Annotated in this window: 26 protein-coding genes and 3 pseudogenes; 17 read left to right on the top strand and 12 right to left on the bottom strand. The window is 61.5% G+C overall.

Translation table 11 applies throughout. The features are described from left to right. Positions 1–29: 29 nt before the first annotated feature. Complete coding sequence (locus BTO20_RS31815) at positions 30–761, top strand: cache domain-containing protein (RefSeq protein ID WP_087079858.1); 732 nt, start codon at positions 30–32, stop codon at positions 759–761. Positions 762–876: 115 nt separating this feature from the next. Further along, positions 877–1,665 carry a FadR/GntR family transcriptional regulator gene (locus BTO20_RS31810; protein WP_198344137.1) on the top strand — a complete coding sequence of 263 codons (789 nt, stop codon included), beginning with the start codon at positions 877–879 and terminating at the stop codon, positions 1,663–1,665. 512 nt (positions 1,666–2,177) lie between these two features. Here BTO20_RS31810 and BTO20_RS31805 read toward each other — a convergent pair. After that, positions 2,178–2,429, bottom strand: a complete 252-nt coding sequence (locus BTO20_RS31805) for a CBU_0592 family membrane protein (RefSeq protein WP_087079854.1) — start codon at positions 2,427–2,429, stop codon at positions 2,178–2,180. Between the two features lie 555 nt (positions 2,430–2,984). Between BTO20_RS31805 and BTO20_RS31800 the strand changes: the two genes are divergently transcribed. After that, positions 2,985–3,722, top strand: a complete 738-nt coding sequence (locus BTO20_RS31800; protein WP_087079852.1) for a TetR/AcrR family transcriptional regulator — start codon at positions 2,985–2,987, stop codon at positions 3,720–3,722. A gap of 292 nt (positions 3,723–4,014) precedes the next feature. Here the strand turns inward: BTO20_RS31800 and BTO20_RS31795 are convergent, their stop codons facing one another. The 4 genes from BTO20_RS31795 to BTO20_RS31780 all read right to left on the bottom strand — a co-directional run bounded on the left by BTO20_RS31795 (position 4,015) and on the right by BTO20_RS31780 (position 8,666). Beyond that, positions 4,015–4,395, bottom strand: coding sequence for a YybH family protein (locus BTO20_RS31795; protein ID WP_087079850.1), 381 nt, complete (start codon positions 4,393–4,395; stop codon positions 4,015–4,017). A gap of 196 nt (positions 4,396–4,591) precedes the next feature. Beyond that, on the bottom strand, positions 4,592–6,133 hold the full coding sequence (locus BTO20_RS31790) for a purine-cytosine permease family protein (protein WP_087079849.1): 1,542 nt from the start codon (positions 6,131–6,133) through the stop codon (positions 4,592–4,594). A 464-nt stretch (positions 6,134–6,597) separates the two neighbouring features. Next, positions 6,598–7,548: a PDR/VanB family oxidoreductase gene (locus tag BTO20_RS31785; RefSeq protein WP_087079846.1), complete on the bottom strand. Its 951-nt coding sequence runs from the start codon at positions 7,546–7,548 to the stop codon at positions 6,598–6,600. Next, positions 7,545–8,666, bottom strand: a complete 1,122-nt coding sequence (locus tag BTO20_RS31780) for an aromatic ring-hydroxylating oxygenase subunit alpha (protein WP_232490914.1) — start codon at positions 8,664–8,666, stop codon at positions 7,545–7,547. The genes BTO20_RS31785 and BTO20_RS31780 overlap by 4 nt, the downstream gene beginning before the upstream one ends. A 155-nt stretch (positions 8,667–8,821) precedes the next feature. On the opposite strand from BTO20_RS31780, the gene BTO20_RS31775 reads away from it, so the two are divergent. Continuing rightward, positions 8,822–9,622 (top strand): GntR family transcriptional regulator, encoded by an 801-nt coding sequence (locus BTO20_RS31775; RefSeq protein ID WP_157680382.1) that lies wholly within the window; start codon positions 8,822–8,824, stop codon positions 9,620–9,622. Positions 9,623–9,644: 22 nt separating this feature from the next. On the opposite strand, the pseudogene BTO20_RS40770 reads toward BTO20_RS31775, so the two are convergent. Next, positions 9,645–9,848 (bottom strand): annotated as a pseudogene (locus BTO20_RS40770) (HAD family hydrolase); the annotation flags it as partial. A gap of 1,567 nt (positions 9,849–11,415) precedes the next feature. Between BTO20_RS40770 and BTO20_RS31765 the strand changes: the two are divergent. From BTO20_RS31765 to BTO20_RS31745, 7 genes are all read left to right on the top strand, one after another. Further along, a complete protein-coding gene (locus tag BTO20_RS31765) occupies positions 11,416–12,960 on the top strand; it encodes an APC family permease (RefSeq protein ID WP_087079840.1) in 1,545 nt (514 codons plus the stop codon). 256 nt (positions 12,961–13,216) lie between these two features. Then, a complete protein-coding gene (locus BTO20_RS31760) occupies positions 13,217–14,359 on the top strand; it encodes an agmatinase family protein (RefSeq protein WP_087079838.1) in 1,143 nt (380 codons plus the stop codon). 131 nt (positions 14,360–14,490) lie between these two features. After that, the gene (locus BTO20_RS41415; RefSeq protein WP_157680381.1) at positions 14,491–14,724 is read left to right on the top strand and encodes an urease subunit beta; all 234 of its coding nucleotides are present in this window, start codon (positions 14,491–14,493) and stop codon (positions 14,722–14,724) included. A 168-nt stretch (positions 14,725–14,892) separates the two neighbouring features. Next, complete coding sequence (nicT, locus tag BTO20_RS31755) at positions 14,893–16,026, top strand: Nickel transporter NicT (protein ID WP_087079836.1); 1,134 nt, start codon at positions 14,893–14,895, stop codon at positions 16,024–16,026. A 512-nt stretch (positions 16,027–16,538) separates the two neighbouring features. Further along, on the top strand, positions 16,539–17,663 hold the full coding sequence (locus BTO20_RS31750; RefSeq protein WP_198344135.1) for a polyprenyl synthetase family protein: 1,125 nt from the start codon (positions 16,539–16,541) through the stop codon (positions 17,661–17,663). Between the two features lie 27 nt (positions 17,664–17,690). After that, positions 17,691–17,855, top strand: a complete 165-nt coding sequence (locus tag BTO20_RS39585; RefSeq protein WP_157680379.1) for a hypothetical protein — start codon at positions 17,691–17,693, stop codon at positions 17,853–17,855. A gap of 103 nt (positions 17,856–17,958) precedes the next feature. Beyond that, positions 17,959–18,807 (top strand): EamA family transporter, encoded by an 849-nt coding sequence (locus tag BTO20_RS31745; protein WP_087079832.1) that lies wholly within the window; start codon positions 17,959–17,961, stop codon positions 18,805–18,807. 19 nt (positions 18,808–18,826) lie between these two features. On the opposite strand, the gene BTO20_RS31740 is transcribed toward BTO20_RS31745, so the two are convergent. Further along, positions 18,827–19,222 carry a hypothetical protein gene (locus tag BTO20_RS31740; protein ID WP_087082960.1) on the bottom strand — a complete coding sequence of 132 codons (396 nt, stop codon included), beginning with the start codon at positions 19,220–19,222 and terminating at the stop codon, positions 18,827–18,829. A 21-nt stretch (positions 19,223–19,243) separates the two neighbouring features. Here BTO20_RS31740 and BTO20_RS31735 point away from each other — a divergent pair, with 21 nt between their 5' ends. Next, positions 19,244–19,837: a TetR/AcrR family transcriptional regulator gene (locus BTO20_RS31735; protein ID WP_087079830.1), complete on the top strand. Its 594-nt coding sequence runs from the start codon at positions 19,244–19,246 to the stop codon at positions 19,835–19,837. On the opposite strand, the gene BTO20_RS31730 is transcribed toward BTO20_RS31735, so the two are convergent. Then, positions 19,834–20,736: a LysR family transcriptional regulator gene (locus tag BTO20_RS31730; protein WP_198344134.1), complete on the bottom strand. Its 903-nt coding sequence runs from the start codon at positions 20,734–20,736 to the stop codon at positions 19,834–19,836. The genes BTO20_RS31735 and BTO20_RS31730 overlap by 4 nt on opposite strands. 92 nt (positions 20,737–20,828) lie before the next feature. Between BTO20_RS31730 and BTO20_RS31725 the strand changes: the two genes are divergently transcribed. Further along, positions 20,829–21,254, top strand: a complete 426-nt coding sequence (locus BTO20_RS31725; RefSeq protein WP_087082958.1) for a VOC family protein — start codon at positions 20,829–20,831, stop codon at positions 21,252–21,254. 1 nt (position 21,255) lies between these two features. On the opposite strand, the pseudogene BTO20_RS31720 reads toward BTO20_RS31725, so the two are convergent. Further along, positions 21,256–21,619 (bottom strand): annotated as a pseudogene (locus tag BTO20_RS31720) (encapsulin); the annotation flags it as partial. Positions 21,620–21,834: 215 nt separating this feature from the next. Between BTO20_RS31720 and BTO20_RS31715 the strand changes: the two are divergent. After that, a pseudogene (locus tag BTO20_RS31715) lies at positions 21,835–22,038 on the top strand (DUF2945 domain-containing protein); the annotation flags it as partial. Positions 22,039–22,146: 108 nt separating this feature from the next. Continuing rightward, complete coding sequence (locus BTO20_RS39580) at positions 22,147–22,293, top strand: hypothetical protein (RefSeq protein ID WP_157680378.1); 147 nt, start codon at positions 22,147–22,149, stop codon at positions 22,291–22,293. 19 nt (positions 22,294–22,312) lie between these two features. Here the strand turns inward: BTO20_RS39580 and BTO20_RS31710 are convergent, their stop codons facing one another. Together BTO20_RS31710 and sodN are read right to left on the bottom strand one after the other, a co-directional pair. Next, the gene (locus BTO20_RS31710; RefSeq protein WP_087079824.1) at positions 22,313–22,882 is read right to left on the bottom strand and encodes a DUF488 domain-containing protein; all 570 of its coding nucleotides are present in this window, start codon (positions 22,880–22,882) and stop codon (positions 22,313–22,315) included. A 206-nt stretch (positions 22,883–23,088) separates the two neighbouring features. Beyond that, positions 23,089–23,493: a superoxide dismutase, Ni gene (gene sodN / locus BTO20_RS31705; protein ID WP_029370024.1), complete on the bottom strand. Its 405-nt coding sequence runs from the start codon at positions 23,491–23,493 to the stop codon at positions 23,089–23,091. A gap of 181 nt (positions 23,494–23,674) precedes the next feature. Here sodN and BTO20_RS39990 point away from each other — a divergent pair, with 181 nt between their 5' ends. After that, positions 23,675–24,046: a S24 family peptidase gene (locus BTO20_RS39990; protein WP_232490913.1), complete on the top strand. Its 372-nt coding sequence runs from the start codon at positions 23,675–23,677 to the stop codon at positions 24,044–24,046. Between the two features lie 376 nt (positions 24,047–24,422). Next, positions 24,423–24,704: a helix-turn-helix domain-containing protein gene (locus BTO20_RS39575; RefSeq protein ID WP_087079823.1), complete on the top strand. Its 282-nt coding sequence runs from the start codon at positions 24,423–24,425 to the stop codon at positions 24,702–24,704. Here the strand turns inward: BTO20_RS39575 and BTO20_RS31690 are convergent. Further along, complete coding sequence (locus BTO20_RS31690; RefSeq protein WP_087079821.1) at positions 24,695–25,714, bottom strand: FUSC family protein; 1,020 nt, start codon at positions 25,712–25,714, stop codon at positions 24,695–24,697. The genes BTO20_RS39575 and BTO20_RS31690 overlap by 10 nt on opposite strands. Positions 25,715–25,770: the final 56 nt, after the last annotated feature.

Here is a 25,770-nt window from a genome sequence, read left to right as displayed (position 1 = left end):
TCACGCCGACAGCCAATCAGGAGCAACACGTGAATGACGCCCAGCTGCACAACCTACTTGAAACCACCGCATCGCACCTCGGTCAGCGACTCGACGAGTTGTTCGACCTGGTTGACCTCGTACGCGTCCGAGTCACCGACCTAGCCGGCCGCGCGGCCGAGCACCACAAGCCCTTCGACCGGACCGTCCTGGCCACGATTCGGCCTCTGCTGCAAGACATCCTCCGCCGTGACGAGCCACTCCTAGAAGGCATCGGCGTCGCCGTCGACCAGAACACGCTGTCGGACGCACCCCGCTGGCTGGAGTGGTGGTGGCGCGACAATGCCGAGGAGAGCCATTTCATGGCCCACGTCCTAGACCCCCAAGCAGTTGGGTTCTACGACTATCAGTCGCGGGAGTGGTTCGTGCACCCGCTGGCTGACGACCATCCTCGCGCTATCGGCCCGTATGTCGATTCCGGCGGGGTCGACAAATACACGGTGACTTTGACCAGTCCGGCGCCGCTGGCCACCGGCGGCAGGATTGTGATCGGCGGCGATCTGTGCATCGCGGGCCTGGAGAGCTTCGTACTCGACCAACTGGGCTTCCGACGGCCTCCCGTTGCGTTGGTCGGCAATGGCCGGGTGATTGTGTCCAACAGCGGGCGCTATGTCAGCGGATCGCGGCTACGGCCCCAGACCACGATTCACCACACCGTCGCGGTGCACTCTGCCCGCGACGAGCAGCTCACGTGGCGCCTCGTTGTGTTGGAGACTCCATGATCGGCTCGACCGACTACGTACCTGCCGACGCCAAGATCGCCACACTCGTCCCGGCACAGCTCACCGCCCAGAGGGGGTGGCGTGTTTGACGCTCTATTCATCCTATTCTGGATCGATGACGGGTCTCGAGTTTCTCGATAATCGGGCTCCATTTGCACTGGTCGGGCTGCTGCGGACGAGTGAGTTCGAGGGTGCCAGCCGACCCGATCAGGTCACCCATCAGATCGAAACTGCCATCGCCGTCGGGTTAATCGGCGCTGGTGAGCGACTGCCGCCGGAGCGACAACTCGCGACCCAGCTGGGGGCGACCATGCTGCAGATTCGCCAGTCGCTGGCAACGCTGCGAAAACGCGGGCTGATCGAGACTCGCCGGGGCCGCGGCGGCGGAAGTGTGGTGTGCGATACCTCGGCGGTCAGTCGCAGCGAAGTCGATCGGCGGCTGCGGGAACGCAGTACTGAAGAACTGCGTGACCTTGGCGATTTGGCCGCCTCGTTGGCTGGCTCGGCGGCGCGGTTTGCCGCCGCACGTGCTGAAGAGCCCGAACATGACCGTTTATTACTGCTGGCGCGACAATTCGAGGAAGCCGACAACGTATTGGACCTTCGGCGTGCCGATAGCCGATTTCACATCGGGCTAGCCATTGCCGCCCAGTCACGCCGACTGACCACCGCGCTCGTACAGGTGCAGGGCGAGATGGCACCGCTGCTGTGGGCGCCATGCGACCACATCACTGACACCTCCGAAGCGGTCAACGCCCACACCCAAATCGTCGAAGCAATCGCCGCCGGCGATGAGTATCGCGCCCAAGAAGCGGCCATGGCTCATGGGAGCCGCGAAACCGAACTGCTCGTCGATGCTCGGTTCGAGGTACTCCTGGGCAACGGTCGCCGCGCATCCTCCTGAGGCCTGACTTGGCCCAGCCGACCCTCTTGATCGCGTGGTAAACCGCGACGGCCGCGACCCGGGCGTCAGGCGTGTGGTGCTTGACGCAGGCACCGCGGGGCGTGAGCACAACTTGGGCCACCACCGCCTGTTGGTCGAACAACTCGCAGGCGTCGCGGGTCAGGGCCAGTTCGGCTCGGGCTGCGCGATACGTTGCGGGCAGCCGCGCAACGACCTGCCGGCGCACCGACGACGAATGCTCACTGGGCATGTGAGCTCCCGATGACCACTCTGCCCTCAACTCGCGCAACTGTGGACCGACAACATGGGTGCAGATCAGGTGGTCGCATTCACGGAAACCCTGCACCGGCATGAAACCGGACCGTCAATCGCGTACTCAACCCGCCAGCGATGTCCAAAAACACTGGCGTCCAGGATATCCCGGATAAGTACATAGGCATTGGACCTGTCGATGATGCACGTGCGAAGGAGACAACGCTCGCTTGCCGTCAGCAAGTGCACGTTACGAATGGTCAGTGCAATGCTACGACAGGCCGGCCCGCCGCTTTCCGCATGATCGTGCCGAGGGAGACCAGCGCCCAAACGCCTTCGAGGATGATGAATCCCCATTCACGACTCATGACCGCGGTGCCGACCAGAAATGAGGATCCGACCAGGTTGGTGATTAGGTATGGGTAACTTGAAACGCTCGCCTTTCCGGTCAGCGTCCCTACGAACGCTGCCAAGATCAAAAGTGAGCCGGTGATCTGAATAACGTCATACATGCGCGAGTCTCCTTCACGATGCTGCCCACCGCTGTCGACAGTGCGCCAGGTCGTCTTCCGACGAGATCCACCTGCGGACCTCGATCCAATTCCCAATGTTGCGGTGTTCGTGCCCCGAATCCTGCAGTTCGCGCAATGGACCCGACCAGTTCCAATACGATATAGAAACTTCGGCTCTGTGTGCAAGATATGTGTCGGAAGCACCGTCGTAGGTGGGCACGTTCGACGGTCTACAAGCGCGGTCGCGAACACCCTGGTGAGTTCGTCGACAACGCGTTCGTACGCTGCCTGGGCCCCGGCGGGGACGGCCGAAAAGCCCGCTGCCCCATCATGTTCGGCCCGACTCACACGGGCGGGGGGTTCCGAGTAATCGGCAGGAAAGGGCAATATCGTCTACGCGGTCGCGTCCAGCCGTCGATGGACCCCGTAGACTGGTCCACGCCGCCAGGCACGCCCGGACACGCGCAGTCGACCAGCTGCAAGATCTCTGAAGGCGCACGGCTATCCGCTCATCTCCATGGCGTCAACGGGATCTACTGATAGGAAGGCAGACCGGTGGCCGGACATGCAGCCTCCGATCGTGATCGCGGGGGCAGGACACGCGCCGACGGCAGCCGGTCCTCTGATCCACGCGATGAAATCATCGCTGCTGCAACGCGTCTGTTCGCCGAGAAGGGCTATGCGGACACGACGATGAAAGCTGTCGCTGATGCTGTCGGCCTGCGGCAGCCCTCGGTCTACTACTGGTTTCGCAACAAGGAAGAACTGCTGCATGCCACCGCGTCCATCAACCGGTATTCGGCTACGGTCGTCGCGTTATTGACCGCCAACGACAGCGCCCCTCCGCCGGCGAAACTCTACCGACTGCTGTACGAAGACACCAGACATATTTGTCTACTCCGCCCCCTCGACTACCACCAGGTCGAGAGCATTGCCTATCAACGGCCGCAGGAGTTCAGTCAGTTCTGGGCCGATTACCGGGCATTGTTCGACGGCGTCGTCGCGTTTATCGAGGATTCCCAGAAATTGAAGAACTTCCGTTCGAGCGACTCACTCAGCGCGGCAGCGGCTGCCCTCGGCCTCAATGAGGGACTCCAGAAACTGCGTCGCCACCATGCCGGTTCTGTTGCTGCCGTTGACTTTCCGATCCCAGTGCCGGCTCTTGACGACGTCTCGGCGGTGGCTCACCTCAGCGCCACGACCACGCTGTTGTCGCACCTGGTGGATCACACCTCGCTGGACACTGTCCGTGCCGAGGCGATGGCGATCGAGTTGCCACCGGACTCACAGTGACCCGTTGCGGAACCCCCTTCATTTCGGGCGGTGGGACCAACGGTCAGAAGAATTCCAGAGGGAAGTGATCTCCCACTCGGTGACGTGCGCCCGGTAGGAACCCCGTCCTGTCCGTTCCCATCGAGGAATGACCGCATGGCACGTGGAAAACTCCAGCCCCAGCGATCTGCCGCAGATGAGTCAACCGCTCATGCCTGTCTATCCGTGGTCATGCTCACGGACGGCCGACCCTGGCAATCTGAAACGCCCTATTAGTTGGGTTGGCTGAACCCGTCGCGACACATTGCCATCTTTACGGCAGCGCCGATAGATGCTCATGAATGCAGATCCATCCGTTTGGCTGTTTCTCAAGTATTATCGTCTCTCGCTCGAAGCGCGTTTCGGCATTTCCGTCGATTTCAAGTCTGGTTTCCACATCGTGACAGAAGATGGCGATATCGCCGCACATCTGAACATTCTGATTCGTCGAAATGCATTTGCCTACTTTGAAGCCTCTCTCCAGTTCCCACTGCCGCCAAAGAGCTTCATATGCAGCTCGGGATCCGAGAAATTCCGGCGTGTAGTAAAAGATAAACGTTGCATCTTCTGCGAAGCCCGAAAAATACTCAGCGGTATGGTGTTTTCCGAAATGCTCGATGACCTCCAAGGCCGCATCCACGGCACCCTGCTGCATCACTTATCTAACCCCTTCCACGTGTCGTTTGACCCAGCTGCCAAGACCGCTCGCATCGCGGGGTCATCCTCGGCTGACACCCACAACATAAATTCGTAACTCAACCCAATACCTCCCGTGAGCGTGACAAGCGGTGATATCTACCAGAACCCGCTGAGATCAAGAAGCCCGGCTGTTATGCCCAGATTGAACGCCGTCATTCCGCGCTAGTTCCTACCGTTCCGACTTTGCCGGCATTAGGCTCAGGGGCAAATACTGAACGCGGCTCAGGCCATATCCTGAGTGCCAGGGGATAAAAGACCGCTGTCAGAACCCCGCCGACGATGAATCCGAAGTCTGCTCCGTTCGTCAACTCCGTGCCGGGACCTGTGTACCAAGCTGTGTTCGTGAAGAAGAACGACACAACAACGGCAGTCGCCCAGACCCCGAGAGCACGCCAGTTGAGTCCATGACTAAACCAATAGACCCCTCCGCGCTCACCTCGGTTAAATACCTGTAGATCGTCGACATCGTAATATCCGTCTCGGTGAATGAAGCCAATGATCATGATGATTATCCAAGGCACCGAACAGATGACCAAGAGCGACAAAAATACGCTCACCGACTCCATGAGTTCCGTATAGAAGTATCCCAAGTACACAAGCAATGTAGCTCCGCCACAGGCCGCAAGCGTCGCCTGCACGCGATTGAGCTTGGGAATGAGTGACGATGTGTCTAGGCCCGTTCCATAAGTGTTGATCACGGCTTGTGCAGTGCCGGACGCTAGGCCGAGGAAAATAAGAAGCGGAACGTACCATAAAGGTGCAGCCTTTACGAGGCCAAAGACGTAGGGGGTATATGCGTCACCCAAACCGGAGGAAAGCACGGCGACTGATGTGAAGGTACCGAAGAGAATGCAGCCACCCAAACCGAAGAATCCTCCAAAAAACAGAGATCCTACAACTTGGCGATCACTGAAGCGTTTTTTAGAGATGTGCCTGGTCCAATCGCCCACGTACGCTCCATACGAGGTTACCGTCGAAATGTTCAGGAGCACCGCGGACAGCCAAGTTGGCCAAAATGAGCCGAGTAGGTAATCGCCGGTCCCGGCATAGCCGAAATCAGCCTTCGGCAGAAAGACAAATACTCCAATAAGCAATGCGAGGCCGGCAGTGGGAAGCATGAATTTCTGTGCGGCAACCATGGCATGGTGTCCGAAAACTGAGACGATAGTCACAATCACGCTCAGCACGGCATAAGCGACGATTCGGGTAACAGCGTGGTCACTGACATTGAACAGAGCCTTCATGCCGGCAACGAGCGCGTCGCCGCCGGTCCAAATACTGAGGGCGGCAAAGGCGAGCGACGCACTCGCCTCGAGAAGCGTTCCAATTATCCGACCGACCACCCCAAACAATGCACCACTCGACACCGGATTGTTAGTGCCACTCCGTGGTCCCATAAGTCCCATGGGCGCGAGTAGGAGAGCACCAAGGAACGCACCTACCACCACGGCACTACACGCTGCCCACCAACTCAGCCCGAACGCGATCGGGAACCAACCTAGAATGATGACGCTGAAGGTGATGCTGCCGCCAACCAGTATGTAGAACAGATTGCTGGGCTTAGATTCGCGCTCCTCGTCCGGTATGTAGTCGATACCGTGCGGCTCAATCCTAGTGATACGGTCATCGGCGTCGGTCCGGTCCAATGGATCAAGTTGAATTGCGTTATTATCGGTTTCCTTCGTACGAAACATAGAATTCTCCAATTCTGGGGTGGGCAACAATGCTCTTAGGCAGAAATCTTTTGGGATAGCCCGACGTCTCGGGCCTTCAACGGGATGGCCAACTCGCACTACCAGCTATTGCGACCCGGGCGTCTGTTCGCGACGGTTTGGACAGGCGACGGCGGCACCGATGACGAGCGAATGCTCGCCTCTAGCGGCAGCCTGAATTCCTGATCTCCGGGGATGGGTTCGACTGTTCGCGGCTCAGTCTCATCCCGCTCGATGTCGAACTCGTCGAGCGTGGTTATCGGCTTCGCTTCGTACCGGTGCGGATCGATGTCTCCCTCACCGGGCACCTCGGTAACGTGCTGCCCGGACAACGACCGGGATCTCCGACATCCGACCTCGGACCCATCAAGCAGGTCGACGCTTCACCTGATTGGTCGACTGCTAGGTCTTACACAATAAATACAAGTGGAGAAGAAGCCGACACCTCAAAGATCGAGCTGTATCCGCTCTCCCGCCGCGGCGCGGGAGACACAGATCATCATCGAGGTGTGGGCTATCCGCTCCCCCTCGGTGAGCAGGCTGTCGCGGTGGTCGGCCCTGCCCCCGAGCATCTTGGTCTCGCATGTCCCGCAAAATCCGCTCTCGCACGACGAGTCCACTCCCGGGATGACCTCACGGACGACTTCAAGCACCGACTTGTGTGAAGGTACTTGTAAGACCGCACCGGTGCGGACGAGCTCGATCTCAAAGCCGTCGTTGTCCTCGCTTGGTCGAGGTGCGACAGCCCCGGCGCTGAACCTCTCGGTGTGCAGCACGAGTCCGCGATGCGACCCGCACAGCTCGGTAAGCTGCTCCAGCATCGTCGGCGGGCCGCAGCCGTATATGTGCGTCTCTGGCGGGAGCGAGGCCAGAGCTTCGGCGAGGTCAGCGCGTCCGTCCTCGTCGCCGGCGACAAGCTTGACGAGGCCATGGTTGGGTAGGGAACGGGCTCGGTCCAGGAACGCCATATCTGCGCGGCTGCGTCCGGCGTACAGCAACCTCCAATTCGCACTACGGCGTATTGCCACGTGCTCCGCCATCGTGAGAATGGGGGTGATCCCGATTCCTCCGGCGACAAAGAGGTAATTCGCAGCATCTGTAAGGGAGAAGTGATTGCGCGGTTCTGAGACCTCGACGAGTGTCCCGACCCGGAGCCTGTCGTGGATCTCTATCGAGCCGCCGCGACCCTCCACAACCCGAAGCACTGCGACGCGATAGCTGTACCGGTCCGCGGGATCACCACAGAGTGAGTAGTGCCGTAGCAGACCCGAGGGTAAGCGGATCTCGAGATGCGCCCCCGGCGTCCACTCGGGTAACTCCTGGCCAGTTGGATCGCTCAATTCCAGGGAGACTGTGCGCTCCGCCTCATACCGGACAGCGTTCAGTCGCAACCTCATAGCCCGGGAGACTTCCGCGCCTGCAAGATTGCGTCGACTGCGAACTTTGTGGCCCGACGGTAGTTGAGGGTGAAGACGTCAGCCGGGACGGAGGCTTCGAAAGACTGGCCGGCCAGAGGCACCTCCGGGGGGTGGAGTCCCCCCAGGATGGGCTTGTCCTCGTCGAAGACCTGTGTTTCCAAGACCAGGATCTCGTCGACCGTGCCCCCCTTGAAATCCTTGTCCGTGGCGACGCCCCAATAGATGATGCATTCCCCGTAACTCACCGGCGACGGAAAATCGACCAGGTAGCGTTTGCCGATCTCGGGACCAAAGTCGTACAGGATCGTCGCGATGCCCGGCGCATAGGAGTGGTAGTGCATCCATGAGTCTCCGGTGTCGGAGAAAGGCGAGCCCGGCACCTTGGGGTAGAAGAACGTCGTCCGTATCTCACGGCCATCCCGCTCGACCTCGATGTTGGGGACCGCCGGTTCCACTTCGCCCATCGACACCTCGTGGACGAACGGGAAGTGGGCCATGTCGCGAAAATTCTCCATGGCGGACATGAAGCCGCACTGGGCTGGAATCGGGTCTGCGGCACGCCACTCCAGCGTGAGGTCGGCGATCTCCGGCGGGTCAGGCAATGCGAAGACCGGGTCTCCCAGACACGTCCAGACGTGACCGAATTTCTCCTGAACCGGGTAGCTCTTGACTTCTGCTTTCGGCGGGATCTGTTGGGAGTTGGTCAGCGAGGGAATGCGGGAGCAGATGCCACTTTTCCCTTCAAAGCGCCAGCCGTGATAGGGGCACTGGATCGCGGAGTCGATCACCTTTCCCGCGGCCAGGTCAGCGCCTCGGTGAATGCAATGGCGGTCAAGCACGCGCGCATGACCGTCGGCGTCACGGAAGACGACGAGGTTCTTGTCAAGTAGTTGCGCGGGCCGCGGCTCATCGATGTCCTCCGACCGCGCAACGACAAACCAGTTGTGCAGGTACGCCTCGCGTAGGGTTTCGGGGTCGTAGGTAGTGCTCCTCACCTCCTCTCCCGCTCCAGCCGGCCGATCGCGTGTTGAGGTCCGGCCGGGTGATCCCATGGGGCGCGCATCTTGGGTTGAAACGGGCTGGTTCAGTTCGTGCATTTTGAGTCTCCTGCATGAGTTGTCTGCTGGGTGAACAAGATGCTCTATGCGGGCATATCCCCATGTCAAGAGGCAAAATTTATGTCCAGTGAGGGTGAAAACCGGTTGTCCGATCGCAGCCTGTCTATTTGTCCTATCGTATGTACGATCGAGGAGTGAAAGACAGTGACGTCAGTGGCCTGGCGGGACTCGGCCAATACGAACTTGATCGACACAGCTTCGTGCCCTTGTATTACCAGCTGCAAGAAGTGCTCAAGCGGCACATTGAGTCAGGACGCTGGCAGCCTGGTGACTTGCTGCCCTCCGAACCCACCCTTGCCAAGCACTTGGGAGTCAGTCGCGTCGTGGTGCGCCATGCGCTCGAGATCCTGGCGGACGACAACCAGATCCGGCGTGAGCGGGGCCGCGGTACTTTCGTCACGACGCCAAAACGGGTTCACCGAGCGGGGGGATTGAGCCGTCTCCTGGCTGCTCCGCGCGAGAACGGTGTGGAGATCCTGGTGCTCGATGTCAACACCAAACGTGTCGACCAGAGCGCGCGGGAGTACCTCGGAGTCTCGAAGGACGAGCACCTGCTGGGGGTTACGACTCGACTGATGGCGGGCGACGTGCCGTTCGCCATCGCCTACTCCACTTTCAGACAGTCCGATGCACGCTGGCTTCAGGACGCCATACAAGTTGGACAACCTATCCCGGATGAGCTCACCCTGGCCGACCAGGAGACCTCGCTGAGCCACTCGGAGATCGTCGTCGAAACCAGCCAGAGCGGAAGGTTCGACGCCGATATTTTCCATATCCCCGACCGGTCACCCATACTCCTGGTGCTGTGCACGGAGTTCTGTCGGACCGATGACGGTGTCCGGCCCTACGAGATCGCGCGCGTCGAGTATCGCGGTGACACAATTCAGCTGCGCGTCGATGGCGCCACCACACTGACGAGGCCGCCGTGGAGTTGACCCACTTTCGCGGACACCCGGTTCCTGTGGACACCGCCTGCTCGGCCGTGACGCGGGCGCGGTTCAGCGCTGCTTGGACAATGGCGGGGTCCGGCTTCGCGGTGTCGACGTCGCGGGATGATGTCGCCGCCGAGACGATATCGTCGCAATCGAGTACGCCGCGTAGGACGTCCAGCTCGTCTTCGGGTGCCGAACTGGCCAGTACCACCTGAAGACCCAGTTCGCTTGATCGTCCGTTGAGCATCGGAGACGGCGGCGTCGAACTCGGCAGGACACCGCTGTGTAGGCGAGCGTGCGTGGCCCCCGGTGATCGGTGAGTGCATCCTCCGTCGCTCGCGACGCAAGAGCCGAATGCTCTTACCTCTACCGAAACCGAGACCTGCCAAGGAAAAGTGGACAGACGGCAGCCAGATCCGGTCGGCAGCGTCGCTGTAGGCGCCAATGACACGTCTGCGAATGCCCGTGCGCCACAACCGTTGCAGCGGAGAGTGCACTGATACATCGTTGCCGCACAGACTCAGGCAACCGTCGCGACGCAAACAGTGGGAAACTGACACGCGCACAATATCTTCGGAGTCGCATCACGAAAGGCGGTCAATGCTGTTGCGCCTGGGTGTGACGGCTGGTCTGCGAGGTCGCTGGTGTAGTCAAACGTGCGCTGGACGCCGTCGCGGGCAATCGACAGGCGATACGACCACCCTTGGTAATCGATGAGGTGGGCTGCCGTGCTTCACTCACCATCTGCCTGAACCGGATGATTGCGAAATACCCTCGTAGAATCCACAATTCACTTGACTTCTGGGAACATGTCGTCGACATCAGCCTGAAACGGACCCGACCGATACAGGACCGTCGATCACCTTGAGGCCCAAGCAATAGACGACGACTGCGATGAGCGCGTCGGCCCTCCAGGGTCGCATCAACTCAGAGATCCCGGCCGCAGCGGCGCTATACCCGGTACACCCGCGCCAGGGGCAGTTCTTCGCGATGGACTGAACTCTTCCCACGCGATCTCGCGCTACCTAAGCGAAATGATCGAAATAACTGATCAAACAGCATATTTCAATGTCCAGCGCCTAGGCCTGGGATGGTCAGACTGGGCACTGGGCCAGGGCTTTTGGTCCGAACGGCGCCACCATGTCACGGCACGACAATGTGGGCGTCGGTTCGCGCGTGCCAGGCGCGGATCCACGGACCGCGTATGTAAAGATGTTTGCTGCCAAGCTGATTCGAGTTGTCGACCTCGATGTCAGCGAGCCGGAGAGCCGCAGGGCTCGAGTACGGCAAGGCTCATCCACCGTCTGCGCATACGTTGGCGGTAACCGTGTTGCGGGGGTGCGAGCGGCTGGTGTCGCGGTAAGGCCACTCCGGTTGTCTGCCTGGGTGGGTCGCAACTTCGACGACGGCCGCGGGCACTGCAGGCGCGGCTCGATCGGGACCGTACCTACGTCTTTGTTGATCACCACATCGCACGTAACCATTGAATTAGACCGCCGCGTAAAGGATCCCGCGTCCCGCCTGGCGGGCAGGACGGCGATCGTTCGCGCGACAACCCCGTAAGCGCGCGCGGCCTCCAGCGGCAGTCGGCTTACCGCGGCATCGGACCCCGCCGCTTCTGGTCGCGGGTTTTCAGCCGCCTTCGGGGTCTCGCCATGTGACCCTTGACACAACCTCGTCCACGCTGTTTCATAAATATCGCGAAACAAAGTTTCACATCCGAATATTTTGACCCTGGAAGGACGGCCCATGGATCACCACGCCACAGGGGCGCTGAAGTCGCGAGGAGCGATAGCATGACGCATTTGGATCGGACCACGCCGGAAGACTCGGGTGGCGACGGTGATTCCGTAGAGGCTTTTGGTTATGCGCAGGAACTTCCGCGCGTATTGAAACTGTGGACCAACTTCGCCATCGGGTTCGCCTTTATTTCGCCCGTTGTGGGCTTGTATACCGTCGTTGTTCTTGGAACACAGACCGCAGGGCCGGCGTGGGTCCTGGCTATGCCCGTTGTCATTGCTTGTCAGCTATTGGTGGCGCTCGTTTACACGCAACTAGCGGAGCGTTGGCCGATAGCCGGCGGCATCTACCAGTGGTCGCGGCGGCTTATTGGAGCGCGATACGGTTGGTGGGCTGGCTGGGTCTACATTTGGGCGCTGACAATCACATTGTCTACTGTGGCTTACAGCGGTGGACTGTTCTTGGCCGGACTTTTTGGCATCAACAACCCAACACTGACCGAGAGGGTCGTTTTCGCGCTAATTTTGATGGGAGTTTTCACCTTCGTTAATGCCATCGGGCTAGATCTTCTCAAGTGGACACTGAATATCGGGATCGCTGCAGAGGTCATAGCCACCCTGGGAATAAGCATCGCACTGATCACTTTCTTTCGCGAGCACCCCGTCAGCGTTCTATGGGACACTAGTTTGCGACCTGACGGCACAGCGTGGTGGCCCGCATTCGTCGCGGCGATTGCGATTTCTGGGTGGATTATTCTCGGCTTCGATGCCTGCGGTAGCTTGGCGGAGGAGACTCAGGATCCCAAGAGGGACGTGCCGCGGGCAATCTTGATTTCGCTGTTCACAGTCGGCTTGGTGGACTTACTCGGAGCGGCTGCGCTGATGCTTGCGTCGCCTGACCTTGGCGCCATAATTAGCGGAGAAGTGCCCGATCCGGTGTCGAGCGCGGTGGAAAGTTCGCTGGGCGCTTGGGCTGCTAAGCCATTCCTTGCGGTTGTTATCGTATCGTTCACAGCGTGTGGCATCGCGGTTCAGGCGAGCACAGTTCGTGTCCTCTTCTCATTCGCGCGAGACCGCATGGTGCCGTTCTCGACGATCTGGAGTCGAGTCTCTAAGCGCAACCATTCGCCAGTCTATGCCACCTTGCTGATAGGAACGCTAGCTTCGCTTGCCTTCATTTATGCGAATGCATTATCTATTCTCGTTTCGTTCGCTACTGCGGCGTACTATGTGTCCTTCTTGGCTCCAGTTGCGGGCGTTCTCTACGTACGCATGAAAGGGCGGTGGAGCACGGAAGGCAGATGGAGTCTTGGGAAAGTGGGAGTCGGTATAAATGTGCTGGCCGCCGCCTGGTTGGTGTTCGAACTGATCAATATCGCCTGGCCGCGAAACTCCGCTCTTCCGTGGTGGCAGAACTGGGCCGTGGAGGTAGGGTTTGTCGCATTTGGCCTCATCGGACTCTTGTACTTTTTGAAGGCGCGTCCCGATCGTATGTTCACAACGGACAGCGCCACCATGGCTGGCGTCCCGCTGGAAGCCCTGGAAGTCGAGGCAGATAAGAAGCAGCGGAATCTCGCCACGGCAGGTGAGGGCGGGCATTAAGGCAAACCACGGATTTACGGTGATCTCCAACCCAATGGTTTTCGCCCTCATATTTCGCGCCTGCCCCCTTTAGTCTCCCCGTAACCGGGCCGGAGATTTGACGATGCCACCCGTTATTTCGAGCCCGGCTACGGGGCCTTCTTAAGGCTGTCCGGCCAGCATTTCCAGCGGCCATCGGTGAGGGACTCGCCGATCAGTCGTAAATCAGTTAGATGATGCACCACCAACCCCTTCTGAACCGATAGGAGAATAGGTAATGAGTAAGGCACAACGTCCATCAGACGAAGGCTTTGATCGTACTCAACTGCAGGGAGTCAAGAATCTAGATCTCTTGGCGGCGATTCCCACAAACGTTGAAGAGGAGGCGGTGGCCCGTGGTATCGCGCTTGGTTTGGACGCGGCAGAGTCGATAAACGACAGAAGAATCTCGACGTTCAGCAGAGGAGCACAGCCGGCGTTTGCGGGTATTAACACTTTCCTCAAGGCTCCGTACTGTGAAGACATTCATGACGTCGGGAATTACGATGTCGCCATCTTGGGCGAGCCGTTCGACATGGGTACGACGTATCGATCGGGCTGTCGATTTGGGCCGCAGGCGGTGAGGAGGATCTCCGCACTGTATGACTCCTACAACTTGGATATGGCAGTCGACCTGGCGCAGGAATTGTCTATCTGTGACGCGGGGGATGTCTTCGTGATTCCCTCAAATATTGAAAAGTCGTTCGATCAGATGGACCGTGCTGTCTCCTACATCATCAACGAGGGGGTTTTCCCAGTAATGGTTGGCGGCGATCACTCGATCGCCTACCCGAACATACGAGCCATCGCCCGGCAGACGGAGGGCAATATCGGGGTTATCCACTTTGATCGGCATATTGACATTCAAGAGTCTGACATGGACGAGCGGATGCATACGACCCACTTCTTCCATGCGACAAATCTTCCCAACGTTCCTGCAAAAAATCTTGTGCAGATAGGAATCGGAGGATGGTATGGCTCTCGACCTGGTCTCAAGGTCGCAAGGGATCGTGAGACAACCGTTATGACAATGGGAGACATTGAAAATCTAGGTATCGATAAGGCTGTCGATGCGGCCTTGGAGATCGCCTGGAAGGGTGTCGAGAAGGTTTATCTCTCGTTTGATATCGATGTGGTCGATGGCGGAATGGCGCCCGGCACGGGCTCGCCGGAGCCGGGTGGGTTGCTTCCGCGTGAAGCGCTCAGGGCGTTGAGCAGGGTTGCGCAAGAAGGGATCTGCGGTATGGAGGTAGTCGAAATTGCTCCGCCGTACGACACCAGTGACTCCACCGCACAGCTGGGCTGTCGAGCCATCATGGATGTGCTCGGAACCCTCGTCGCTAATGGCCATTTGGGTTCACGAGCCGCCAAGCAAGGTTAGTCATCCTTCACGCTGTCCGGATTCACTGGCCGTCTTACTGAAGGTAACGAAGGGTTCGCCCAGCACTTGAGCGGGCGGAGAAGCCGTTACCGGCATGCACAAAACCGGCTTCGTCGACAGGAAAGCGTGAGATGACCTACCGAGCCACCCGGCGGGGGCACGCGGAATTGGGTTCGCATTTCGACTTCTTCGAAGCCAACCGAGCGCGGCGCATCAGTCGAAGCGCCGCGCTCGGAAGGCGTCAAGCTGTCCGGCGTGAGGCAGGTTTGCTCGGGCCCATTGAGGTGCAGAGCGTTTCATTGACGCCGTGCGCGGCGGCTCGTGACCACCATGCACAAACCGGGTTCGTTGAGAAGAAGGCGTGAGATGACCTATCGCGGCAGCCCCCGGCGCTTCGCCGAATCATATCGGGGCGCACTGCGGGCGACAGGTTCCGACTGGTCGGCACTGAGTTGCCGGCCAAAGTCGAGACCGTCGCAACAGTGTGCAGCCACCAAGCTGTCTTCGGTGACGGCAATACAAAGGGAGAAGACATGACCGTCCACGACGGAGTCTCAGTCCATAGCTTCGCACAGTTCCGACGCAGCCTGTCGGGTGCCGACCGTCGCTCACTCGTTGGGATGTACGGGTTTATCGTGGCGCTGCACCTGGTGGGGTTTGGGGTTCTTTTCGCCTTCGTCCTTCCGCGGCATTACCAGCTGGGTGGCGATCACCCTGTTTTCACCCTGGGTGTGGGAATCCTCGCCTATACCTTGGGACTTCGGCATGCGTTCGACGCAGACCACATCGCCGCTGTCGACAACACCACCCGCAAATTGCTCGCAGAGAACATCGACAAGGGCATTGATCGCAAACCCCTGTCAGTCGGGTTCTGGTTCTCCCTCGGCCACTCCACCATTGTGTTCACCCTGACCTTCCTGTTGGCGCTCGGCGTGCGGGCTTTGGTCGGTCCGGTGGAGGACGAAGACTCGCCACTGCACACGATCACCGGCGTAATCGGCCCTTCAGTGTCGGGGGTGTTCCTGTGGATTATCGGAATCATCAACCTGGTCGCATTGATCGGCATCGTCAAGGTGTTTCGCGAGCTGCGCCGTGGCCGCTACGACGAGGCCGCCCTGGAACGTCAACTCGATTCTCGAGGCCTGATGAACCGATTCTTGGGTGGCCTGACCAAATCGGTGACCAAGCCGTGGCACATCTACCCGATCGGCGTTCTCTTCGGCCTCGGATTCGACACCGCCACTGAAGTCGGACTTCTGGTGATCGCTGGTGGCGCTGCCGCGTTCAGCCTGCCGTTCTATGCGATCCTCGTCCTGCCGATCCTGTTCGCCGCTGGCATGTGCTTGATGGACACCACCGACGGCGCCTTCATGAATTACGCCTACGGGTGGGCTTTCGCCAAACCAGTGCGAAAGATCTTCTACAACCTCACCATCACCTCCCTTTCGGTAGCGGTGGCGTTGATCATCGGCACCATCGAACTCATAGGGGTACTTGCCGACCGCTTGCATATTGACTCCGGTCCAGTGGCTGCGCTCGCTGCCATTAACCTCGACTATGCCGGCTATTTGATAGTCGGACTGTTCATCGTCTCGTGGCTGATCGCCGTGGCGGTGTGGAAATTTGGACGCATCGAACATCGCTGGTCGGCCAAGCTTGCCGACTAACCACGACCAACCACCCAGGTGGCCGCGGGACCGCACTCCCGCGGCCACCCCAGATCCGCGCAGCGGCCTCCCGTTATACGGATTCTCCTCGTTCACTCAGTCAGAAGTCGGACATTCAGTGTGGCCGTCGAACGCGAATAAGGCGCCGACGGCGTTACCGCTGCAAAATCCTGCAATGCGGTATCCGGCAGATACCCTTCAACGGAGTTGACTATGATCGACCTGCTTGGTATGGAATTGCAGATTCTCGCGGTCCATTCAAAAGCTCGCCGTGACAATTGGCCGAGCGCTGAACTCACCGAGCAAAATTTACATCGGAACGAAATCGGCCCGTGTGCGATCGCACTCTTGATTTGCACCATCGAGTCCTCGGTTCCGGTACCTCGGCCAGCGGACGATTTTGTAGCGGCAGCTCTTATCGCTCCGAAGTCAGTCACCGGAAGACGCTGACCTGCATGACTTCATCCGTCTGCGGGGAGTCGTACCGACAGTCCGCTTGTCCGTTGCCGTCGATGCCCGACCTGGTCGCAGCGATCGACTCGCAGTTGAGCACTCACCTAGATGCCCGACGCCGCGACGCTGCTTACCTCGGTGCTGACTACGAGGCGCTCATTGTCGCGCTGGTGCGATTTATCCTGGGCGGCGGCAAGCGATTGCGCCCAATGTTTGCCTACTGGGGATGGCGGGCAGCGCTGCCAGCGAACTCCCGTCCATCGCCCAGCGAGGTGGAAAACCTTTTGCTGTTGTTCTCAGCTTTGGAGCTCTTGCAGGGTTGTGCGTTGCTGCACGATGACATCATCGATCAATCCGAGCAACGTCGAGGTAAGGCCACCGCGCACATTGCATTTGCGGACCTGCATCGGGCCAGTGAGTGGAGTGGTTCAGCAGAACAGTTCGGCATCTCCGCCGCCATCCTGATGGGAGACCTCTCGCTGACATGGGCTGACGACATCGTCGCTTCGGCGCCGCTATCGCGCGACACCCACCAGAGGGTTCAAAAAGTGTGGTCAAAATTGAGAACTGAGATCCTTGGCGGCCAATTCCTCGACATCGTCGCCGAATGTAGCAACAACGAGTCGATCGTCGCAGCCATGAAGGTAAACAGGTACAAGACAGCTGCGTATACCGTTGCGCGTCCGCTACAGCTTGGCGCGGCCGCGGCGGCGGATAGACCGGACTGTCAAAAAGTCTTTCACTCGATCGGCATGGCCTTCGGCATCGCCTTTCAGCTACACGACGATATTCTCGATCTTTTCGGTGATCCGGCGCTGACGGGCAAGGCTCGCGGCCAAGATCTGCGGTGCGGCAAGCGTACGGTCCTGCTGGCGGAAGCGATTGCGCGTGCAGATAGCTCAGCGCCGAAGACTGGCAATCACTTGCGAGGCCTCGTCGGTTCCAATCTCACGGAAGCTGAGGTGGCCGATTGCGCTGCATTGATCGAGACCTTGGGTGCGCGCGCCGCCGTCGAAGAGCGCATCAACTCGCTAATGCAGCAGGGCCTTCACGCGCTTGATGCCGCACCGGTCGACGCCGTCGCACGAATTGGACTCCGCCAACTAGCGGCAAACTTGTGCACTCCATCCGAGCGGGGAAACGACGATCCTGCGCTTCCAGCCCGAATCGGGGAGCGCACATGACCGCCATCGGCAACATCCTGCCTGGGCTTGGAGATGAGAATTCGGCTGGCTCTGGGCGCGGCCAAGGGCGAGCAGGCCTTCGCGACCACAGCGCACCCGGCGGTGGATTTCCGGCGCTTCCGCGCCGCCGATGTCGGATCATCCTGGCCGCTCCGAGGCAGCCAACTGATCCGGCCATCTCGCAACGGCTGAGTGCGTGCACGAATCGCATTGACCTGAACTGAGATCCGCGACCGGAGTGCAGAAAGCAGCCGGAAGATAGCGGCGTCGAGTCGGTCCGGTAGCGTCGCCTGCCGTGGGTATCCTTCTCGCGCTGGGCGCGGCGAGCATGTACGGGCTATCCGATTTCCTCGGTGGCGTGCTGTCTCGACGGACGTCGGTCTGGCGGGTGGCGTTTGGGGTCCAGCTAAGCAGTGCGGTCGTCCTGGCTCTGGTGGCGGTGGTCTTCGGGGGCGCGCCCAGCAGTACGGCGCTGGCATGGGGTGCACTGTCCGGCATCGGTTCCGGCGTCGGCACCGGATTCCTCTACCGCGGCCTGGCCAACGGGCGGATGAGCGTGGTGGCGCCGTTGTCGGCCGTCGGGGCGGCCGCCTTGCCGGTGCTTGTGGGTGTGGTCGTCGGGGAACGACCCAGCGCGTTGGCCTGGTTCGGCATCGTTTGCGCGCTCCCGGCGATCTGGCTGATCGCCAGCGGCGAGGGCGACGAGAACGTCGAAGGCGGCCACGTCGCCAAGGGCGGAACCGGTGTACTCGACGGGATCGTCGCCGGCATCGGTTTCGGATTCCTGTTTGTCTCGCTGGGGCAGGTGCCCGAGGGCTCCGGGCTGTTCCCGGCCGCACTCAGCCTCGCGGTGTCGGTCGTGGTCATCGCAGTGATCGCCGGCGTGTTGCGGCAGAGCTGGCTGCCGCGGGACCGGTATGCCGCGATATCGCTGGCGGTCGGCCTGGCCACCGCGGCCGCCACCATGCTGTTCCAGCTCGCCACGCAGTCCGGCCTGCTCGCGATCTCGTCGGTGCTGTCCTCGTTCTATCCCGCGTTCACCGTCCTGCTCGCGGTGGTGGTGTTGCGGGAACGGATCCACCAGGGTCAGGCGTTCGGGCTGGCGATGGCCGCCGGGGCGGTCACCCTGGTCACCCTCGGCTGACCCTCGCGGTCCGCTGATTTCAGGCTTGTCGGACGCCCACGCCGCGGCGGCGCGCCTCGTCGGCGATGCGCTTGAGCGCCCAGCGCACGACGATGCGATGGCCGCCAGTCCCGATGACCAGGGCGCGGTAGACCTTTCCGCGGAGATGCGGGAACGCCGCCCACGTCTGCGATCGCACCCGGGTGCGGTTCGGCGTCAGCGCGTCCAGTTCGAAGACCCATTCGTAGACCGCGAACGGGTGGCGCCCGGCGAGCACGAGACGTTCGTTGGCGCGACACTCGCCGATCCTGAAGCCGAGCGGTGCGTGCGGATCGGCCGGGTTGCCGCACAGGACGCTCAGCACCGCCTCCCATGTTGTCGCCGCATCGGCGTCGATGGTTGTGGCATGCTCGTCGATATAGGGTAAACGTTCTATATAGAAGGACCATACTAGATCGTGGCACCTCCGCGGAAGCATGAAACCGACGCAATTCTCGACGCGACGCGCGCACTCGTCCTGACCGACGGACCCCGCGCGGCGAGCGTCGCGGCGATCGCCCGGGCCAGCGGAGCTCCGGCGGGCACCCTCTACCACCGGTTCGGCAACCGCAACGGCATCCTGACCGCGGCGTGGATCCGGGCGTTGGAGCGGTTCCAGTCCCGCGCGATGGCCGCGGCGGGGGAGACGCCGTTGGAGACGGCTGTCGCGATGGGCGTCGCGGCGGTCCAGTTCGCCCGGGCCACCCCTGACGACGCCCGGCTGCTGCTCACCATCCGGCCCAGCGATCTGCTCGACGGCGAGCCCGACGCGGACTTCGAGACTCGGCTCGCCGCTATGAACGCCCCGCTGATCGAGCGCGTGCGCGAGCTGGCCCGCGAGGTGTTCGGCAACGACGAGGCCCGCACGATGGATGCCATGACGCGCGCCGTCGTCGACCTGCCGTATGCCGCGGTCCGACGGCACGCCGACGATGCGCAGTGGCCCTCATGGCTCGAAGAAGATCTGGCGCAGGCCGTGCGCGCGTTACTGTCGGTCGGGCTGGCAGGCTAGCCGGGTTCGACGGTGATCCGAGCGGTCTGCGCGATCTGGACGAGCGCGCGTGCCAACACCGACCCAGGTTCTGCAGCACTGGTCACCAACGCGACCGTCGCCGTCACCGACGGATTGTCCAGCGGCACCACCCGCACCCCGGCGGGCGGACGAAAGGTCCGCAGCCAGGTTTGCGGCACGATGCTGGCCCACTGGCCGGTGCCGACGTGTGCCAGCAGGGACACCACCGAATCCGCCTCCAACCGCGGTGTCAGCGTGAGACCGTGCGCGGCCAACGCCGAGTCGAGAAGTTGACGACCGCGCATTCCTGTATTCAGCAGGCACAGCGGCAGTTCCGGCACGTCGGCCCACGTCGTCGGGTCGGGTTGGCTCGTCAGCAGGTCGCCACTGGCGATGAGCACCTGGCGTTCCTGGTACAGCGGCGTGACGAGAAGGTCGGTGGTGTTCTGGCCGTCCGGATAGATGATGCCCGCGTCGAGTTCGAAGCGGCGGATGCGCTCCACGATGCCTGCCGAGCGTAAGCTGCTCTCCAATTGCACTCGCACCAAAGGATGTTCGAGGCAGAACGGGTTGGTGAGCAATGCCACCGTGCTGGATGCACCGGGGATGACACCCAGGCGTAGCTCGCCGGTCAGGCCGGTCTGTAGCGCGGTGACTTCGTGGATGAGGGCGTCGTGGTCGGCCAGAATGCGCCGCGCCCACAGCACGAGCCGTTCACCTTCGGGGGTCAGGCCGTCGAAACTCTTACCGCGCCGCACCAGCGGAACCTTCAGCTCGTTCTCCAGCTTGCGGATGGCCTCGGACAGTGCCGGCTGCGACACGTAACACGCCGCGGCCGCGCGGGCGAAATGCTTCTCGCGAGCGAGCGCCACGAAATATTCCAGCTGGCGAAAGAGCATGAACCATAAGACCACGGGTGATAGGCGAGACTTATCGGCATGTCGAAATTCCCCGTTGGACGTTTACGGTGAGCGACGGTCAGACTGACATCATGGACAACGAGATCAACGTGACCGTCACATCGTGCGTCGTTCGGGTGACCGACCTGAGCCGGTCCGTCGACTTCTATCGCGCCATTTTCTCCTGCCGGGTCGCGGTGCACACAGACGACATGGCATTGCTGTTGACGCCCAAAGGCTTCCAGATCTATCTGCACGCCAAGGAGCCGTTCCTGGAGCGCGGCATCGGTGTTCTCGGCGTTCAGCACCTGGTGTGGTCCACCGACAGTGCGGCCGATCTTGAGCAGATCACCCAGCGCTTGCAGGCCTACGATCCCGCGACCTACGTCCACACCGATGACGAGACCGGGTTGACCTTCGTCGACGCCGTCGGCCCGGATTACGAGCGGATCATCATCACCCACCCGAGCCCGCGGGAACTGCCCCGCACGGCCATCGCGGATCGCCTGCGCGGCTGACCTACGGTGTCAGCGCCACCGATGCCTCAGCGGTGTAGCACTGGAAGGTCATGGTCCCCTGCAGATACCACTGCACGTTCTGCGCGTCGTGGGAGAGGTATCCGATCGACACGTCAGTGCCAAGGTGCAGATCGAAATCGCCGCCACGCGTGGACAACACGAATGCACCGTCGATCGCGGGAGCCCAGATGATCTCGCCGCTCGCTGAAGGCCAGTTTCTTCGCGGCGGCCTTCACCGGATCCCAGTTCGAATCCTGCGCTCCCCGTTCGATGTCGTCGACGTCCTCTCGGGCCACGGTGAACGGAACCCGCAGTCGCACCAGGACGCCGACGGCTTGACCCGACCATACGCAGGGCTCCGACGGCGGCGCACGGCCAGGCCGACGTGCTGTCGGAGCCGACAAAAGTGGTTGTTGGCCATCACAATCCGAGGCCGATCACTCGGCGCGGCGAAGTACGCTCGGATTCATGACCAACAAGAACGAACGTGAGGAAGCCATCGAAAAGGAGGAGGAGCGTCGGCAAGCAGAACGCGAACGTCTGGAGAAGGAGGAAGAACGTCGCCTCCGTTAGCCACCGCTTCAGTGTCGGTGACCACGTCGCCTGGAATTCCGAGGCGGGGCGGGTCAGTGGCACCGTCATCAAGGTCCACACCCAGGACGTGGATTACAAGGGCTACACCCATCACGCCAGCCCGCACGACCCTCAGTACGAAATCAGGAGCGACAAGACCGATCACGTCGCGATGCACAAGGGATCCGCGCTGACGAAGCTTGCGCGTTGATCGATATCGCTTATTGATCATTCGAAATCACGTCTTGGACGCCGTCGGGTCCTTCGCAACAGACTGGAACCTCCACCAGCGCGGACCGCATTCGACGAGGAGGTATTCGTGTCTGAGCCGACAGAGCCCGCAGAGCCGGATCGCTGGCGTACCCGTCCGGAGCTGCCGTCGATGTGGCAGGAACTCGCCTCGGCCGGACCGGCACTCGTGGCCGCGGGGTGGCGCTGGCTGCGGAGCAACGTTGCCGACAAATGACGGGAACGTATGCAGCCCATCACAGAAGCGTCGGCTGGTCTGGCGGGTAGGACACCGACGTGCCATCGATCTGCGCGAAGCCGGTGAGCTTGTGTATCCGATAGTCGGTGGCGGACAAGATCTCCACGGCGGGAACACCGTGCGCGTAGAGCGCGTCGGCGACCAGCGAGCGGTGGCAGCGCCACGGCACTGCCTCGGCGCACATTATGCAGGTGCGTTTTTCGCGGCCGAGCACGATCAGCGTTTCGATCGCGTGCTGAAAAGCCTCCGTCTGCATGTAATCGGCGTAGCCGCGAAAGCTCTTGTTCTTCCACCCTGTATTGGGTGAATCCTTCCGGGCGTGCCGCAGACCACCCAACGCCGGCAGCGGCAGGTATTCGATGTCGTGAGCCCTCAAGCTGACGGGCAACTCGCTGTCGTTGAACTGCGGATTATGCCGCGAACGCGGAATCGTGCGGATGTCCACGAGTCGTTCGATGCCGTAGCGCATCAGCAGATCGACAAACGCCTCGATCGGTAGCGTCGAATGCCCGACGGTGAAAATCGCGCCGGCGGGCCAGTGTGCTTCTTGTGGCGGGGGGTCGCTCATCCAGCAGAGATGGCCAGCCACGAATCGTCGGCCATGCCGCCTGAGGGATTTCCGATCGTCTTCGCGCTGATTGTCACGTCCCCCGTGCTGTCCCTCGATCCGGTTGACCCGGTTGCAGCCTAATGCGCAGGCGCGACTGCAGACGGGTCAACCGGCGAGGTCTGTGCTTGACTTCGAACTCGATTGTGCGTGACGACAGAATCGAGTCAGGACTTCTTGGTCTCCCAGAAGATCTTGGCGATCTCGTCGATCTTGTCGAGGAGCTGTTGCGCCACCTCCGGGTCGACCGAGCCCTTGGTGCCGGATGCGCCGGCCAGCTTGGTCGCCTCGTTCACCAGCTGATGCAGCTGGGGGTATTTCTCGAAGTGGGGCGGCTTGAAATAGTCGGTCCACAGCACCCAGAGATGGTGCTTGACCAGTTCCGAACGCTGTTCCTTGATGATCAGCGCGCGGGTGCGGAACTCGGGGTCCTCATTGGCCTGGTACTTCTCCGCTATGGCCTTGATTGATTCGGCCTCGATCCGCGCCTGGGCCGGGTCGTACACACCGCAAGGCAGGTCGCAGTGTGCACGGGCGATGACGCGGGGGGCGAGGAAGGACGGCAGTCGCATATGACTCTCTCCTGTACCAACATGAAAACTGCTGTGCGGGTAGGTAGTCCACGCACAGAGCGGATCGACCGTCGCTGCGTCGACTCCTTGTTGTGACATTACTCCTGAACCGGATAACCAGGCTGACAAAGTGGTAAACGTGCCTTGCGGCAATCCGGACCCTCTCGCGTACGGTTCGGTCGTGACCTGGGCATGGCGGGCGAAGACGATTGCGATACTCGTCGCGGCGGCAGGTATCGGCTGGGTGTGGTCGCGGGTGTTCACCGTGGGAGTTTCCGGCCCGTCGATGGCGCCGACGCTGCAGGACGGTGACGCGCTCGTGGTCTACCGGGTGCGGCGGGTACGACCTGGGCACGTGGTGATCGCACGCTTCGACAGCCGCCCTGATCTGCTCGTGGTCAAACGCGCCATCCGGCCCTACCGTGGCGGGTGGTGGATCGAAGGTGACAACCCCATGATGGCCGACGACTCGCGCAAGTACGGCGAGGCTACGGTGACGGCCCGGGTGCTGTTCCGATATTGGCGAGCATCGGCGCAGCCGCCGGTCCGATAGCGCACGTATGGATGCCGCTGCGGGCTCAAGCCGTCTTCGTCACGCCCGTCCCACCAGTACCTGGAAGGTTGGGGTATGTGCCTCCCGGAACGCGCCACCGCCGGCAGTATCAGATTTTTTGGTATCGCCCGCAGTGGCGCATTTCCAGGTGTGGTATGCCTTCAGGGCCACGACACGCCGAGCCCGCCAACCCGCCGCTGCGCTGGCGACCCATCAGCGGTTCGGGTGGTCTGTCGATACCAGTTGCCCCGGTTCATGTTTCGACCTCCGGCCCCGGCCGGCGGCAGCAACGACCGGTACGGTTGATCTGCCGGCCGGCACGGGGCAGCGACACCAGCGAGGTCGGCGTCCTCGCCGGCCAGGTCAGTGAGGCCACGTGAACGAGGCGAGGATCGCGGAACTGGCATCGTGGGCCGAGAGTGGAGTCCTACCGCGCGGCGACTGCCGAGTTGCTGGTCGGACGCCAGCAACGTCGGCCGAATCGACGGCGAAGCTTCTGCACTGCCACCCGAACACCATCCGGTACCGGCTGCGCCGGTTGCACGAGTTCACCGGCCGATCACTGCTCGACCCGCAGGGTGTCGCGCAACTGGCAACCGCCGCCTACGCACTGAGATTGATTCCGGGAGAGGCCAATTCGAGTGGCGCTCAGCCCTGATCGGGGTGCGGGCCGGTGGTTCGGTCCTTGATGATCAGCGCGACCAGGATCGCGGCCCCGACGCCGATGATGGTATCGATGCCGCGATAGGCCAGCAGCTCGAGCGGTGCGGCCGGTTGGGCCAGGTCTGTCATCAGCATGATCAACGGTGTGAAGAAGCCCAGCGCTACCGCGTGGTGATGGGTCATGAACAGTTCGGTCGGGAACAGCAGCGCCATCACGCAGATCGCCAGCACGTACTCGCTCGGCTGCGGGATGAGCAATACCGCGGCCACCATGAGGCCGATGAATGTTCCACCGAGACGGTGGACACCGCGCCGGACGCGTCCGCTCGCGTCGGCGGCGGCCAGTGGGCCGGCGGCCGCGGCCATCGCCCAGTTGGCGTGGTCGATGCCGAGCGACAGCCCCGCAGTCCCGGCGGCGGCAATGGCGATCGCGTAGCGGCTCGCGTGCATCAGCACGTCACGGCGGTCCGGCATGGGCGGCCGTGGCTCCCGCTGCGATCCGCGTGGTGCGTCGAGAACCCCGAGCAGGATCGACAGTAAAGCCGTTGCGGCACAGATGAATATCGCCGAACCCGCCGACACGCGGCCCGCCGGGACGGTCGCCACCGCGCCGAGGGCGAACAGGCCGTAGAAGGGCCCCTCGGGTTTGAGTGCGAGATGGTCCGTCGCCACCGACCCGACCACCGCAAACACCACCGCGGCGAGCACCAAGACTCCCGGCACGACGTGAGAATTGCCCAACGCGACACCGATGGACACCCCGAGTATCAAAATCACGGCGCCCTGGGTCTGGTGTGCGAGCCTGCGCTGGCGTGACTCCGTCCGTCCGTACATCCCGGTGATCGCCCCGAACACCGCGTAGATCATCAGATCAGGGCGTCCGGCCGACAACAGTGCCACGCCGGGGACGGCCAAGCCGAGGGCCACGCGTAGCGCCGGGCGGTGGTCGCCCATGGGTGGAGTCATGGCGATGCGCACCTGCGTGTACACCTGCACGGCGCGCATGGGTTCACTCCGATCGATCAAAAGGTCTGGCAGACAACAACAATGAGGCTGCCGTA

The organism is Mycobacterium dioxanotrophicus (assembly GCF_002157835.1).
GTDB classification, from domain to species: domain Bacteria; phylum Actinomycetota; class Actinomycetes; order Mycobacteriales; family Mycobacteriaceae; genus Mycobacterium; species Mycobacterium dioxanotrophicus.
The sequence above is the reverse complement of the archived record's forward strand: the minus strand, read 5'-3'. Positions and strand labels throughout refer to the sequence as shown.